The sequence below is a fragment of the Actinopolyspora biskrensis genome, from assembly GCF_013408175.1.
Lineage (GTDB): Bacteria > Actinomycetota > Actinomycetes > Mycobacteriales > Pseudonocardiaceae > Actinopolyspora > Actinopolyspora biskrensis.
In genome coordinates this window covers 696,971-711,283 of record NZ_JACBYW010000001.1, presented here as the reverse complement: position 1 = coordinate 711,283, position 14,313 = coordinate 696,971, and the positions used below count along the sequence as shown (strand labels likewise).

At 70.6% G+C, this 14,313-nt stretch carries 12 protein-coding genes; 9 read left to right on the top strand and 3 right to left on the bottom strand.

The genetic code is table 11. The annotated features are described in order from the left end of the window. Positions 1–196: 196 nt before the first annotated feature. On the bottom strand, positions 197–1,087 hold the full coding sequence (locus tag FHR84_RS03095; protein ID WP_179533877.1) for an MBL fold metallo-hydrolase: 891 nt from the start codon (positions 1,085–1,087) through the stop codon (positions 197–199). A gap of 517 nt (positions 1,088–1,604) precedes the next feature. Between FHR84_RS03095 and FHR84_RS03090 the strand changes: the two genes are divergently transcribed. The 6 genes from FHR84_RS03090 to FHR84_RS03070 all read left to right on the top strand — a co-directional run bounded on the left by FHR84_RS03090 (position 1,605) and on the right by FHR84_RS03070 (position 7,291). Continuing rightward, positions 1,605–2,285, top strand: coding sequence for a TetR family transcriptional regulator C-terminal domain-containing protein (locus FHR84_RS03090; RefSeq protein ID WP_179533876.1), 681 nt, complete (start codon positions 1,605–1,607; stop codon positions 2,283–2,285). After that, positions 2,278–2,988, top strand: coding sequence for a hypothetical protein (locus FHR84_RS03085; RefSeq protein WP_179533875.1), 711 nt, complete (start codon positions 2,278–2,280; stop codon positions 2,986–2,988). The genes FHR84_RS03090 and FHR84_RS03085 overlap by 8 nt, the downstream gene beginning before the upstream one ends. A gap of 116 nt (positions 2,989–3,104) precedes the next feature. After that, positions 3,105–4,418: an NAD(P)/FAD-dependent oxidoreductase gene (locus FHR84_RS03080; protein ID WP_179533874.1), complete on the top strand. Its 1,314-nt coding sequence runs from the start codon at positions 3,105–3,107 to the stop codon at positions 4,416–4,418. 445 nt (positions 4,419–4,863) lie between these two features. Continuing rightward, positions 4,864–5,508 (top strand): TetR/AcrR family transcriptional regulator, encoded by a 645-nt coding sequence (locus tag FHR84_RS03075; protein ID WP_179533873.1) that lies wholly within the window; start codon positions 4,864–4,866, stop codon positions 5,506–5,508. Between the two features lie 342 nt (positions 5,509–5,850). Then, complete coding sequence (locus FHR84_RS22720; protein WP_281361180.1) at positions 5,851–5,985, top strand: hypothetical protein; 135 nt, start codon at positions 5,851–5,853, stop codon at positions 5,983–5,985. Positions 5,986–6,010: 25 nt separating this feature from the next. After that, positions 6,011–7,291 (top strand): DUF2254 family protein, encoded by a 1,281-nt coding sequence (locus FHR84_RS03070; RefSeq protein ID WP_179533872.1) that lies wholly within the window; start codon positions 6,011–6,013, stop codon positions 7,289–7,291. A 162-nt stretch (positions 7,292–7,453) separates the two neighbouring features. Here FHR84_RS03070 and FHR84_RS03065 read toward each other — a convergent pair whose 3' ends face one another. Both FHR84_RS03065 and FHR84_RS03060 read right to left on the bottom strand, forming a co-directional pair. Continuing rightward, on the bottom strand, positions 7,454–8,809 hold the full coding sequence (locus FHR84_RS03065) for a flavin monoamine oxidase family protein (protein ID WP_179533871.1): 1,356 nt from the start codon (positions 8,807–8,809) through the stop codon (positions 7,454–7,456). A gap of 283 nt (positions 8,810–9,092) precedes the next feature. Beyond that, the gene (locus FHR84_RS03060; RefSeq protein ID WP_179533870.1) at positions 9,093–10,070 is read right to left on the bottom strand and encodes a cation diffusion facilitator family transporter; all 978 of its coding nucleotides are present in this window, start codon (positions 10,068–10,070) and stop codon (positions 9,093–9,095) included. Positions 10,071–10,784: 714 nt separating this feature from the next. Between FHR84_RS03060 and FHR84_RS03055 the strand changes: the two genes are divergently transcribed. The 3 genes from FHR84_RS03055 to FHR84_RS03045 are packed head-to-tail and all read left to right on the top strand — an operon-like array spanning position 10,785 to position 14,312. Then, a complete protein-coding gene (locus FHR84_RS03055; RefSeq protein WP_179533869.1) occupies positions 10,785–12,032 on the top strand; it encodes a saccharopine dehydrogenase NADP-binding domain-containing protein in 1,248 nt (415 codons plus the stop codon). A 2-nt stretch (positions 12,033–12,034) separates the two neighbouring features. After that, positions 12,035–12,949: an NAD(P)-binding domain-containing protein gene (locus FHR84_RS03050; RefSeq protein WP_179533868.1), complete on the top strand. Its 915-nt coding sequence runs from the start codon at positions 12,035–12,037 to the stop codon at positions 12,947–12,949. Position 12,950: 1 nt separating this feature from the next. Then, a complete protein-coding gene (locus FHR84_RS03045) occupies positions 12,951–14,312 on the top strand; it encodes an NAD(P)/FAD-dependent oxidoreductase (RefSeq protein WP_179533867.1) in 1,362 nt (453 codons plus the stop codon). Position 14,313: the final 1 nt, after the last annotated feature.

Below are 14,313 nucleotides of genomic sequence, written 5' to 3'. Positions count from 1 at the left end.
GCGGTTCTCACGCGGCTCCGGGGTGTCGCAGCAGGCCCGGGGTCCGGTCACGTGACCTACCCGGCGGAGGATCCTGCTTCGCTGCTGCTCGGCCCCAGCACGCTGCAGTTTCGTTCGGGCGGTGCCATGGGCGAAAGTCCGTGCGGCATCGACGGCAGCACGCGGCCGACGGGGCCGGGGCACCTCCGCTTCTGGTCTACGTTGCGCGGAACCGCCCCGGTTCGACCTCCGCGACGTGCCCGTCGCTCACCAACCGGTCCAGGTGCTGCACCGCCGTTCTCCGCTCCACCGGCCTCACGTGCGGTCCTTCGACGTGGGGCCGGTAGACCAGCCTGTGCTCGACGATCTCCTCGACCGTCCGCGGCTCGCCGAGGAACGCGAGCAGTTCCGCCTCCCGTCTCTCCACGACACCGACGAAGGCGTCGAGCCGACGCCGGAACTCCGCTGAGCCCTCGATCACGCCCTTCTGGTGCGCCGTGCCGTACCAGCGCGCGTCGACCTCCCGGCACCGGCGCATCGAGGCCTCGAAGTCCGCGAGGTCGCTGCCGACGTCTCCGTAGTACGGACCGAACGAGGTCAGGTCGATGTCCGCCACGAACAGGAAGCCGTCCGGCTCGATCAGGAAGCCGCTGTGGCCCGCCGTGTGGCCGGGCAGGTGCACGGCGGTCACCGTGCGGCCGCCGAGGTCGAACACGGCGCCGTCCTCGAACCCCGTCGCGTCCGGACGTCCCCGCACGTGGAACTGGTCCCGCATCATCGCGTCGGCGTCCTCGACCGCGTCGGGTGGAAGTCCGTAACCGGCTACCATCTCCGCGCGGGATCGCAGCGCCTCGAGGTCGCCTTCATGGATGTGGACGGGGACGTCGTAGCTTCCCAGACCGGCGATGTGGTCCTCGTGCGCATGACTGACGAGGACCAGGTCCGCCGGGGGCGCCGCTTCGAGGAGCGACAGCGACGGATCCACGACCAGCGATGCGGTCGTGCCCCGTATGAGCAGCGAGTTGTTGTACGGGTAGGCACCCCGTTTCGGGCCGAGCAGGACACTGACCCCGCCGTATTCCGCTGCTGTGTACCCCGTGGTGCCCATTTCCCGATCACCGTACCTTTCGATCCGACATTCGTCCCACTCCCGCATCCCGTGCGATACCGGAAGTCGCGGACAGGCGCGGGGCGAACCGCGGCCAGGCCCGGCTCCGCAGCAAGGCGACTGACACGGCGACCAGTCAGGCAACCGGTGATCCCGATGACACGTCAGCGGCCGCTGGAGCACGAGCCGCGCATGAGCGCGTCGACCGCCGACGGCCGAGCAGAGCCCCCGCTGCCGGTGCGCGGTCACCGGGCTGCGCCGAGCTCCTCCGCCGCGCCCCGCCGGTCGCCAGCACCCCGCGTGGTGACACGCGGCCGCCACACCGATGAAGACCACTCGGCCCGCACCCGGGTGAGCACTCCCGCGACGACTGCTGGCCATGATCAGTTCCGTCCTGCGCGCGTCGCCGCACGTGAGCGACACCACCCGCAAAAATCAAAGTTGACTCGGGTTTTATTTTCATGACTCCGTTCACAATCCGTCAACGTGCCGACGGAGAAGCGCTAGCGTTGTCCACGTGGACAATCCAGTTGGACAACACGAACGAACGAAAGAACGACCACGCTCCGACGAGACCCGGCAGCGACTGCTCGCGGCAGCGGCGGAACTGATCGCCGAACGCGGCTGGGGCGGCGTAACCACGCGGGCCGCCGCGGAGCGGGCCTGCCTGCCCCACGGCGCGGTGAGCTACCACTTCCACGGCAAGCAGGAGCTCCTCACGGAGGCGGCGCTGCGCGCGGTCGAGCGCATGATTCCCCTCGACCGACTCGAAACCGCCGAGACGCTGACAGGCCTGCTGTCGCTCATCACGGCCTGGATGCACGACGAGAGCGCGTTCGACGCGGTCAGCAGCGGGGTGCTGATGGAGGCCATGCGCGAGTCCGAGCGGGACCCGGCGCTGCGCCACCACCTTTCCACCCTGCTGGCCGAATACCGGCGATCGCTGGCCGAGCTGGTCGACACCGAGCAGCACCGCGGCACCGTCGCCACAGGTCCGGCGCCTTCAGCGCTGGCGACCCTGCTCCTGGCCACCTGCGACGGACTACTGCTGCACGCGCTGCTGGACCCCGAACTCGACGTCGTCGAAGCCACCCGGGCCCTGCACGCGCTGCTGCGCACGCAGTCCGCGGACTCGGAAGGTCGACCCGACTCCCCCACCACCGACCCCCGGTCGCCAACCACACCGGACCATGAGTGAACGCCCCGCGAGACTCGGCACGGCCGCGCACTCGACCCACCTGGCGACCAAGCAGTGCACAGCACTGCTGGCCTTGATCCTGCGCGTGTGCACGACCGCACTGGACATCGCGATCACGCCCCCGCACAGATCGGCCCCGTCCTCCGGGTTCCCTCCCCCCGGGACGGTGCCCGCCGTGGCGGGCCCGCCGCGCAGGTGGTGGCGGGCCATTTCACCGCCGACCTCCTCGACACCGGCCTCCCCTCGCCCGGATTGGCCGCGGCACTGGTTGCCGCACCGGCTCACCCGCCGGAGTCAGGCGAGGCCGCGCAGCGTGGAAGGTACCTTCCCGACAGCCGAACCCCACGCCGTCGAGACGCTGGAGGCGCTGTCGCGGATGGTCGCCTCGGCGACCAACCGGGCTCCCCTCGACCCCGTGGGCTCGGGGGTGCTGGGGGAAACCGTGCGGGAGTCCGGGCGCGACCCCGCGCTGCGGGACCGGATGGCCACCTCGCCGACCGAGTACCGGCGGCTGCTCGCGCGGCTGGTGCGCGCCGAACAACCCCCGGGTGCCGACGTCGCGGGGTCACCGCCTGCGCCGGCGACGCTGATCGCCACCGCCAGCGACGGATCGCTGCTGCACTCACCCCCGGCCTCGACGCCGGCGAGGCAACAGAGGCGCCGTTGGCGCTCCTGCGCGCGTACACGACGAATGGGGCCGTGAGCACCCGGAAAGGCGCGCAGCCCCGACACGTGGTGACGCTCGAACACCACTCGAAGCGAAGTCCGACCGATAACCGTTCGCCCCTGCGCAAGGGGAAGTGAGCAGAGGAAGAAGTCATGTCGACGAAGACATCCGGCAGTGTGAACTGCTCGGCGTTCACCGGGTGGTGCGACCGGCCCACCGATTTCGCGCCGGCGCTCGAGGGGGAAGTCCAGTGCGACGTCGCCGTCGTCGGCGGCGGCCTCGCCGGGATGGCATCGGCACTCCGGCTGGCCGAGCGCGGCGCCGATGTCGTGCTGCTGGAGGCCGGGTGCTGTGGCTGGGGTGCGAGTTCGCGCAACGCAGGCTACCTGTCGAACGCACTGGCCGGGGATCCGCAGCTGCTGCGCCTGCTGTACCGGCGCCAACTCCGGGACCTCACCCGCTACGCCGAGAACTCGGCACGCTTCACCGAGGGGTTGATCGAACGGCTCGGCATCGACTGCGAGTACGACCCCACCGGCAACGTCAACGCCGCGGTCTCGGCCGGACAGCTCAAGCAGCTGCGGAAGGGCATGCGGATCCTCCGCGACGCGGGAGCGGACGTGGAGTTCGTCGACGGCCGTGACTTCGGCCTGCCGGAAACCTTCCTCGGCGGCATATTCGAGCGCGGCGGGGGACTGCTGAACCCGGGCAAGCTCGCGTTCGGACTCCGCGACGCGCTGCTGGCATCGGGCGCGAAGGTGTTCGAGCGGACGGCGGTGCGAGCCGTCGAGCCCGAGGACGCGGGGGTCGTGCTCGACGTTCCCGGCGGCCGCGTCCACGCCGAGCGGGTCGTGCTCGCCACCAACGCCCACTCCCGCGACCTCGCGATCGCCCCGAGCGGGATCACGCCCGTGTGGACCAGCGTGGTCGAGACCGAACCGGTCGATCCCGACCGGCTGGAAGCGATCGGCTGGACGAGCCGCACCGGCATCATCACTCCGCACACGATCCTCGAGAACTACCGGCGCACCGCTCGCGGCACGATCCTGTTCGGTACCCGCCAGCTCCGGGCGGCACCGAGAGCACTGGGTGCCCGCGAACCGGACCGCGCCGTGGTGGCGGACCTCGTCCGCGGCTTCCACGAGCGGTTCCCGTCGCTGCGCTACGTCGCGCCGCAGCGGGCGTGGGGCGGATGGGTCGCGGTGACGTCGTTCCTCCCGGTCGCCGGGGAAACCGCGAAGAACGTCTTCTACGCCGTCAGCTGCAACGGCCACGGCCTCGCCCAGTCGCCCTACCTCGGCACGCTGCTGGCCGACCGGCTCGTCGGTGATGAGCCCCACGACGACCTGCGCGCGGTGTGGCGGCCGCGGCCACCGCACCTGCCCTCGTTCGCCCTCAGCACACCGACGTTGCAGGCGGCGTGGGCGGCCGACCGGATCTCGGACCGCCTCGGTCGCCAGCACTGAGGAGCCCCTCGGTACCGACACCAGCGGCGCGAGCGACTCGCGGGTCACGGCATCGCGGGACACCCGTCGCGTCGAACAACCGCTCATCGCTCGTGCGCGCTGTCCCGCTGCCGGAGGCGAGCAGGAGGGCCCCGGCCCGAGCCACCCGGCGGGATCACCGTGGAACCGGGCTGCCCCGGCGCGGCCGAACCCGGAGGCAGCCTGAACCACCAGGCCACCCGGACTGCGAACAGGGCGGCCCCCTGGCAGTCGTGGTCACCGCAGACAGCGCGGCGACTCGCCCCCGGTTTCGGGCCGTGCTCTCCACGGGTGCGGACACCGCGCCGGAGCCGAGGGCGCTCGCACACGCCGCTCCAGTTCGCCGCCACTCGGTGCGGCACGCCCTCGCCGGCCGCCACGACGTCAGCCCGGCACGCCCGGGCCGCGATTGATACGATCTCAAGTCGTGTTCGAGAAAAAGTGGACGTCCGTGGCCCCCGCTCGCCCGACCCCGGTGCAACGCCGCGGGGTCGAGCGCGTGCAGGCCCTGCTCGACGCCGCGGAGGCCCTGCTCGGCGAGCAGGGCTACGAGGCCGCCACGCTCAAGGCGGTCAGCGAGCGGGCGGGCATTCCCGTCGGGTCCGTCTACCACTACTTCGCCGATCGCCAGCAGGTCGACGCCGAGCTGCTGCAGCGCCACCTGCACGAGCTGGAAGCGGACCTCACCACCGCGCTGGAGGACCCTGCGCTGCGAACGCTGCGCGACGTCACGGACGCGGTCATCGACCGCTACCGCGACCACTTCCGCCGGCACCCCAGTTGCGTCGAGCTGTGGTTCGCGGGACGCCACACGGTGCTCAGCGAGCTGGTCCGCGCCTTCGACGAGTCGCAGGCCGATCGGCTCCGGCACGCCCTCGTCGAGCGCGAACTCCTCCCCGCCGACACGCCCCGGTTCGTCCTGCGACTCGCCTTCGAAGCAGGCAACCGACTCTTCGACGTCGCGTTCCAGCACTCCCCCGCTGGCGACGACACCACCATCGACGAGGCCCGACGCCTGATCACCGCCTACGTCGCGACACACGCGTCGCACCCCCCACAGCACGACGACTGACGAGTCGGCCGGACGCACTCCCCGCGGCAGCAGCGGCGATCGGACGTGCCGCCGGGGCGGTGCCCCCTCCGGCGCCGTACCGGGCGGCAGCAGTGCGGCGCTCAGCTCGCCGAACAGCACCTGCCCTGCTACTTTGGCGGGACTTCGGCAACTCGCCGGGTCCCGTGCGAGCCACCCGGTTCAGCGGTGGTGGTGAGCGCGCTCGCACGCGGCCCGTACCGAGCCGAGAACCGGTCGAGACCGGCGTGCGCGGAGGTCAGCCTCGTCAGCGGCGTGATCGTCCGCACGGGAATGACACCGAGTGAGTCGAGACCGCCGAGTCCGAGACGGAGGGATGCTCAGTTGACCTCCCCACCGCTCCCCTTCCACCTCGCGGCAGCCGTCGTCCACACCTTGCTGGGGCAGTCCCGCAAGCCGCCGGGCGAACGCCCCGACGCGATCCGCCGGGCGGCCGGGAACGAACCGAAGGCGACGTAGGGGCTCGCGGCGAATGCTCTGGCGAGTGCGCTGGCGCGTCAGGGAGCACCTGCGCGACAAGATCTGGATCATTCCGACGCTGTTCGCGGTGGTGGCGATCGCGGCCGGGATCGTGCTGCCGCTCGTGGACGGCAGCACCGGGACGACGATCGGGATCACGTTCGACCCCGAGGCCGCCCGCAGCGTGCTCGGTTCGCTGGCGGGCGGGATGATCACGTTCACCGGTTTCGTCTTCTCGACCCTGCTGGTGGCGGTGCAGTTCGGCTCGAGCCAGTTCTCCCCGCGCATGCTGCTGTTCTTCCTGCGGGACCTGATCACCCAGGTCGCGCTCGGCACCTTCATCGCGACCTTCCTGTACTCGCTGCTCGTGCTGAGCTCCGTCGGCAGGCCGGAGAACCCGGAGTTCGTGCCCGACGACTCGATCTCGATCGCCCTGTTCATGCTCCTGGCGAGCATGTTCATGTTCCTGCGGCTGATCACGAACACGGCCTCCGGCCTGCGGGTGGCCTCGGTGCTGGGGGAGCTCGCTCGTGAGGCACGCAGGGTGATCGATCAGGTCCACCCCGAGCCGGCGGTGGACGACGAAGGCGGCGAGGACGGGCTCGCTCCGCTGCCCGAGGACTGCCGCGTCGTCGTCTACCGCGGTGAGCCGGGAGTGCTTCAGGGCCTGGACCGGAAGGACCTGCTCCGCCTCACCGCCGGGACCGGTGCGGTGATCGAGCTGGTGCCCGCGATCGGCGACCTCGTGGCCCCGGGCGACCCGCTCTTCCGGGTCCGGGCCGGCAGTGGCCCGCTCGACGAGGGCGATCTCCGGTCCTCGATCGCGGTCGGTGACGAGCGGTCCATGGAGCAGGACCCCGCCTTCGCCTTCCGCCTGCTCGCCGACATCTCCACCAAGGCGCTCTCCCCCGGAGTCAACGACCCGAGCACCGCGACGCAGGCGCTCAACCAGATCGAAACGCTGCTGCGCGTCATCGCCCACCGCAGGCTCACGCCCGGCGCCACGTACGACCACGCGGGGGTGGCCCGGCTCCGCTGGCGAGCACCCTCCTGGGAGGACTACCTGAGCCTGGCGCTCGACGAGACCCGCCAGTTCGGGGAAGGTTCGGTGCAGGTCGTCCGCCGCCTGTGGGCACTGCTCCAGCACCTGCGCGAGACCGTTCCGAGCTACCGCCGACCGGCCGTGGAGGCGCAGCTCGAGCTGGTGCGGTCCGGGGCCCGCAGGGCCTTCGGCGACGAACGGGACCGCAACGCCGCGACCACGGCCGACCCGCAGGGGCTCGGCTCCTCCCGCGGGCTCGGGTGACCAGCCCGACCACCGACCGTCGCCAGCAGGTCAACGGCCTCCGGCGCGGCATCCGAGTTCTGCCTCCGCGTCCGGTGCCCCGGTTCGGGTCGAGCCCGAGGAGAGAGCTGTCCGTGCAAGATTCGACGGAGTCGTGAGCCGCCCCGCCGCGCTGGCAGCAGGTCAGCTCTTCATGCTCGCGAGAACCGCCTTCGCCGCGTTCTCCCCCGACGTCGCCGCGTCGGCGAGCGAAGGCATCTCGAGCTGGTAGTCCCCGGCCAGGTGGATCGGCCCGAGCGGGTTGCGCAGCGTCGGCAGCGATTCGCGCCTGCCGGGAGCCCAGAACGGCACGACGCGACGGTGGCGCCGCACGATCCCCTCCCCGAGCTTGCCCGCGAGCTGGGGGTAGAGCGAGAGCAGGTCCTTGCTGAAACGAGCGACGATCTCCTCGTCGGAGAGCTCGAACAACTCGTCGGCCGCGGCGCCACCGGCGAAGCACGCCAGCGCACCGCCCGGCTTCCGCGAGTCGCCCTTGCGCAGGGCGGCGGCGTGGTTGAACATCGCCTGGAACGAGAGCTGCGGCGTGGACACGCCGAAGTACTCGTCCCAGGGCTGAGGCCCCTCCTCCTCGGTGAAGAAGCCGACGATCACGTACCGTCCGTAGCGGATGTCGGCGAACGCGTTGCGGTAGGTCTGCGGGAGCTCCGGGAGGATCCGCGAGGCGACATCGCTGGGAATCGCGGCGATCGCGCGCCTCGCGCGCACGCGCACCGGACCGTCCTCACCGACGTAGTTCACCACGACCCCGTCGTCGCTGCGCTCCACGGACCGGACGGCCGAGTTGAGCCGGAGGCGCTTTCCGAGATCGGCGGCGAGGATGTCGGTCAACGTCTGATTGCCCCCGACCGGCAGGGCGAAGTTCGGCACCTTGGCCGGGTCCGTCAGCGCGATCCCGATCGACGTCACGAGCTGCTTGGCAGCCGTCTCCCCGGGTTCGCACCCCATCCACTGCCCCGACCACGACCGGACCACGTCCTGCGTCAACTCGGAGCGGACGCCGCGGAGCAGGTCCGATGCGAGACGCTTGTCGAGCTTGGCGCGCACCCTCTTCGCCACGCGGCTGTCCGACTCCAGGAACGGGGCCGCCGACAGGACGCGGGCGCCGACCATCGCCATGCCCACCCGGTCCGTGAAACCCATCCGCGTGCGGAACACGAGGTCGAACAGCTTGTTCGTGTCGACCACCTTGCCGTTGAGGTCCAGCCCCACGCTCTTGCCGGCCAGCGACCCCATCTCGACGCCGTGGCGCTCGAGCGCATCGATCAGCGGCCCAGTCCCCTCGGCGAACTGGGTCCCGAGGTTGATCCAGTAGTCACCCCGCCGCACCGTCTCGACGCGCCCGCCCGGCCGGTCCGCCGCCTCGAGCACCACGACATCGGCCTCGCCGCCGAGGGTCGTGGCAGCCATCAACCCCGCCATGCCCGCGCCGATGACGACGACCTCGCAGGTCCCCTCGCGCACGTGTTGCGCTGTACTCATTCGCGCTCAACTCCCGCGGCCACAGAATAGAAAGTCGATTCGAGTTCGACTTTACATGATGCTGCGGCCGGAGACGCCTTCCGGATGAAGCGACCCGCCTCCCCACCCGGCGTGCGCACGCGTGCAAGGGCAGTCCCGAGCCGATGAGGTCCGCGGTGCCCTCGCCGCGGCGAAGGCGCTGGCCACGAGACCGGTCACCAGCGGAGTGAGCAGGAATCCGCCGATCCGTCCCGACCCGCTCAGCCACCGGCCGGACCGGGGCCCACGGGAGGTCCGACACGGATCAGGTCCGCGTCTCCGACAGGGACCGGGCGGCGATCCGCAACTCCTGGTTCTCGGCCTCGTGGTCGCCGACGTGGTCCACCTGAAGCGTGGTGTGGTCGATGCCGTACTCGTGCTCGAGCAGCTCTTCCAGTTCCCGCCGGGACGCGTGGCAGTCCTTCCCCGTTGCGACGAGCACGTGGGCGGCGAGCGCGGGAAAGCCCGAGGTGACCGTCCAGAGGTGCAGGTCGTGGACTTCCTCCACGCCCTCGAGGCCCACCATCGCCCGACCGACCTCGCGGGCGTCTATCCCCGTCGGCGAGGACTCCAGCAGGACGTTCACCGAGTCCTTGAGCAGCTTCCAGGAACTCACGAGCACGAGAACCCCGATGAAGACGCTGATCAGCGGGTCGGCATAGCGCCAGCCGGTCGCCAGGACGACCACCGCTCCCACGATCACCCCGACCGACCCGAGCAGATCGGCCAGGATGTGCCTCAAGGCACCCTGCATGTTCAGATTCTCCCCGGCCGAGCGGGAGAGGATCAGCAGGCCGGCCAGGTTGATCACCAGTCCGATCACGGCCACGACCAGCATCCATCCGCCGCGCACCTCGGGCGGGTCCTGAAGCCTCCGGAAAGCTTCGTAGAAGACCCACAGCGAGATCGCGACGATCGTGAGCCCGTTGAACAGCGCCGCCAGGATCTCGGTGCGCTTGTAGCCGAACGAGCGGTTGGGCGTGACCGGCTTGGCCGAAAGCCAGAACGCGAACAGGGCCAGCCCCAGGGCGATGTTGTCCGAGGCCATGTGCGCGGCATCGGCCAGCAGCGCGAGCGAGCCCGTGACGAACCCGCCGACGATCTCCGCGATCATGTAGGCCAGGGTGAACGAGAGCACCACCCCCAGAGCCCTTTTGTTCGCCCCGGCTCCGTGGGCGTGGCCTCCGCCGCCGTGTGCGTGCCCTCCGTGTGAATGCCCCCCGTGTGGGTGCTCTTCGCCCATGTCCGGCTCGGCCTCCTCGTGTGCTCGGTCATGCTCCGATTGCTCACCGCTCTCGGCTCCGGCAGCGGCACGCTGGACACGCGGGCCGGGCCGACACGACACAACATATAAACACATGCGCATGTCTGCAAATATGGTGCTGATAATCAGTGCCAACTGGCGACGCCCCTCCTGCGGGCGGGGACATGGCAGCGGCCCTGCCGAGACCTTCGACGCCTCCGGGCGCTCGCTCAATCCGGTCCTGCACGCCGCCGGCATTGTGATCACGGTGGTGGCCGCTGGGATCACGCCACGAGCTCCGGAGGTCGGGGCCCGTGGCCGACCATCGCCACCCTCGCGTTCGGAGACGTGTTTTCGCCGCTGTCCTCCAGCTGGCGGACCTGGCACAACGCCGTGCCGGGAGCAGCGGCTCTCGGGACCGTGGGAGACCTTCGTCGGGTCTTCGCCGAGCTGTTCTCCGTCGGCATCCCGACGACACTGGTCGTCGAGGAACTCGTCCGGTCGTCCCCGCGCGGCTGTCGATCCCGGCGCGTCCGCTCTACCCGGTCACGCTGCAGATCGCTCCCGCCGGACCGGCCTCACCGCCTACGCCCACGGGGAATCAACCTCCCGGTCCGATCCCTTGACAGCCGCCGCAACAATACTCAAACTCGACACGAATTTGAGATGTGACCTGGCGCATACCCGTGGACACCCCACAGGACGGAGACGGCAGTGACGAACGGGACGAAGAAGGCGGTCTTCATCGGCGCGGCCGGTGAGATGTGTCGGGTGGCGATCGAACGGTTCGCCTCCGCTGGTGGCGACTGGGAGCTCGTACTCACCGACATCCGCCCCGAACTCCTCACCCCGTTGGCGGACGAACTGCCGCGGGGAGTGGCCACGATCCGACGGCTCGACCTGTTCGATCGGGACGACCTCCGGGACGTGATCGCGGGTGCGGCGCTGGTCGTACTCGGCGCGGGGCCCTACACCCGCACCTCGGAGCCGGTCATCGAGGCCTGCCTCGAGGCCGGGATCCCCTACCTCGACTTCGACGACGACGTCGAGAGCACCGAGCACGCCCTGAGCCTCGACGAGCGGGCCAAGGCAGCGGGCGTCCCGATCCACGTCGGTTGTGGCGCCTCCCCCGGCATGTCCAACGTCCTCGCGGTCGACGCGGCGAACGACCTGGACACGGTCGACCGGATCGACCTGTGCTGGCTCGTCGGCGAGGAACGCCCCGACGTCGGGCGCGCCGTGCTCGAGCACATGCTGCACATCTCCGCAGGCGACTGCGTGACGTGGGAGAACGGAAGGCGGGTCGTGCACGAGACCTTCGTGGAGACCGGAAGGTTCCCGATACTCGCGGGCGAGCCGCACGTGCTGCTCTACGAGACTGCGCACCCCGAGCCGGTGACCCTGCCTCGCAGGTACCCGGAAGCCGAGCGCATCCGGTGCGTCGGCGGTCTCGACCCGGCGCCGATGAACGGTCTCTTCCGCGGCATGGGAGTGGCGGTCCAACAAGGCCGGATCGCTCACAAGCAGGCGATCGACTTCATCGAGGACGTCGCCACCGGTGGCTACGGCGATCTCCGCGGATGGCGGCACGCCATCGGCGGGATGGTCGACCAGGTCCGCCGCCGAGAGAGCACCGTCGGCGTGCTCGGCAAGTACGTCGCGAAGTCGGCCGCGCGGCGCCTCTACCCCTACAAGGGCGGCCTGCTGGCGATCGCCTACGGGACCAAGGACGGAAAGCCGGCTCGCTCGAGTCGGCGCACGGCACTGCATCCGAGCAGTCCGCTCAACAACATGGGCGGTGTCACCGGCACCGCGTGCGCGGCGTTCGCCGTGCTCGCGCTCGAGGAGGCCGGTCAGCGGTCGGGATCGTTCGCACCCGAGGACTGGGCGGACCCGGCGTCCTTCTACCGCGCGCTGGAGCGCGTGGGCGTCCCGCGTCACGAGATCGTCGAGGTGGTCTGACCATGAGCATTGACGGGGAATCCGTGGGGAAGGCCCACGACGTCACCGTGGTCGGGTGTGGCCTGATGGGCGCCGCGCTCGCTCGCACCTTCGCACGGAGCGGGTTGTCGGTGGCGGTCTGGAACCGCACCGCGGAGAAGGCCGAGGCGCTGGCGAGTGAGCGGATCGAGCCCGTGCGCGACATCGCCCACGCGGTCACCTCCGCACCGCTGGTCGTCAGCTGCCTGCTGAGCTACGACGCCACCACCGAGGCACTCGACCCGGTCGCCGACTGGACCGGGGTCACGCTGGTCAACGTCGCGAGCGGGTCCCCCACCGAGGTCGCCGCCCTCGACCGGTGGGCCGCCGGTCGCGGCGCGCGCCACCTCGACGGGGCACTGATCTGCTACCCCGACGACATCGGCACCTCGGAGGCAGCCGTCCTGTACTCCGGGTCGGCACAGGCGTGGGAGGAGCACCAGGGGCCCCTGCTCATCCTCGCGGAGTCGTCGCTGCACGTGTCCGAACAGGTCACGGTGGCCAGCGTCCTCAACGTCGGCCTGATCGGGGCCTTCTTCGTCCCGGCGCTGAGCGCCTACGTCGAGGCGGTGACCTACGCCCTGGACAACGGCGTCACTCCCGAAATGCTCGGCCTTCTCAGCCAGGTCTCCCTCGAGAAGCTCCACCAGGAGACGACCCACGTCGCCCAGAGCATCGCGAGCGGCGATCACGCGTCGAACCAGGCCACGGTCGACACCTATCTGGAGGCCGCACGGCCCGCCCTCGACGTCCTGCGGGGAGCCGGCCAGCACGGTCGCGTGCTCGCCGCCGCCGTGGCGAACCTGCGAGCCGCGGCCGACGCCGGTCTGGGCGGACAGGGCTTCGGCGCTCAGAGCCGGACGGCCGCCACCGCACCGCGCCCTGGCGACGGGAGATGACATGCGGACCGACAACGTCGAATGCACCACCTTCACCGGATGGATCGACCCGCCCGGCGACGTCGGGTCCGCGCTCTCCGGCGATCTCGCCTGCGACGTCGCCGTCGTCGGCGGCGGCCTCGGCGGCATGTCCACCGCGCTGCGCCTGGCCGAGCGCGGCCTGGACGTGGTGCTGCTGGAGACCCACTTCTGCGGGCACGGCTCCAGCTCGCGCAACGCCGGTCAGCTGGCCGGCGGGCCGGGCGGTGACATCCAGCTGCTCAACATGCTGCACCGCGAGAAGTTGCCCGGCATCGTCCGGTTCGCGGAGAACGCGGCGCACCACGTGGAAGACCTGATCGAGCGCCTCGCCATCGACTGCGACTACGAGCCGACCGGCAACGTCGGTGCCGCGGTGTCACGAGGTCAGCTGGGCCGCGTACGCCGCGTCGCGAAGATCCTGGAGAAGTGCGGGGCGAAGGTCGAGCTCGGCACGAGCGCCGAACTCGGCATTCCCCGCGGATTCCTCGGTGGGCTCCGCGAGCCCGTCGGCGGGACGATGAACCCCGGGAAGTTCACGATGGGCGTCCGGGGCGCCGTCCTCTCCTCGGGCGCGCGAGTGTTCGAGCGGACGAAGGTCACCGACGTCCGGACGGCCGGTGACCGGGTGGCCATCACAACCCCGGGCGGCCGAATTCAAGCGAGGAATGTGGTGCTCGCGACGAACGCCTTCGGCGGCGAGCTCTCGATCACACCGAAACGACTGTCCGTACCCATCTGGATCGGCGAGGTCGAGACCGAGCCGATCGATCCCGAGCGACTGGCCACACTGGGCTGGACCAGCCGCTCCGGGCTGGTGACTCAGCACAACTTCATGGAGAGCTACCGGCTGACCAACCGCAACACGATCGTGTTCGGCGTCCGCAGGCTGGAGCGACGGAAAACCCACCCCCTCCCGTTGAAGGAGCCCGGGAAGCCGCTCGTGGCCGAGCTCGCCCGCGCGTTCGCGACCCGCTTCCCCGCGCTGGCCGACGTGGCGGCCGCTCGCGCCTGGGGAGGGTGGATCGCGATCACCTCGACGTGGCTGCCGCTCGCCGGGCGGATCCGGGACAACATCTACTACTCGATCGCCTGCAACGGCCACGGACTCGGCCAGGCGCCGTACCTCGGCTCGCTCATCGCCGACCGGATCGTCGACGGCGAGCGACACGTGGATCTGAAGGCGCTGTGGAGGGAGAAACCCGAGTTCGGGCGGCCCATGATGATGGGGGCGCCCGGACTGCGCACCATCTGGGCCGTCGACCGGTTCAACGACCGGATCAACGGCAGCCGGCGCAACGCACGTCGGGGCGCGGCGCCGGTGAACCGACCTCGAGGCCGGTGAC

What these genes read in the sequence shown, in the direction of transcription:
- FHR84_RS03095 (WP_179533877.1), bottom strand. Translation starts at nt 1,087, where the DNA reads ATGGGCACCACGGGGTACACAGCAGCGGAATACGGCGGGGTCAGTGTC.
- FHR84_RS03085 (WP_179533875.1), top strand. Translation starts at nt 2,278, where the DNA reads ATGAGTGAACGCCCCGCGAGACTCGGCACGGCCGCGCACTCGACCCAC.
- FHR84_RS03080 (WP_179533874.1), top strand. Translation starts at nt 3,105, where the DNA reads ATGTCGACGAAGACATCCGGCAGTGTGAACTGCTCGGCGTTCACCGGG.
- FHR84_RS03065 (WP_179533871.1), bottom strand. Translation starts at nt 8,809, where the DNA reads ATGAGTACAGCGCAACACGTGCGCGAGGGGACCTGCGAGGTCGTCGTC.
- FHR84_RS03060 (WP_179533870.1), bottom strand. Translation starts at nt 10,070, where the DNA reads ATGGGCGAAGAGCACCCACACGGGGGGCATTCACACGGAGGGCACGCA.
- FHR84_RS03050 (WP_179533868.1), top strand. Translation starts at nt 12,035, where the DNA reads ATGAGCATTGACGGGGAATCCGTGGGGAAGGCCCACGACGTCACCGTG.
- FHR84_RS03045 (WP_179533867.1), top strand. Translation starts at nt 12,951, where the DNA reads ATGCGGACCGACAACGTCGAATGCACCACCTTCACCGGATGGATCGAC.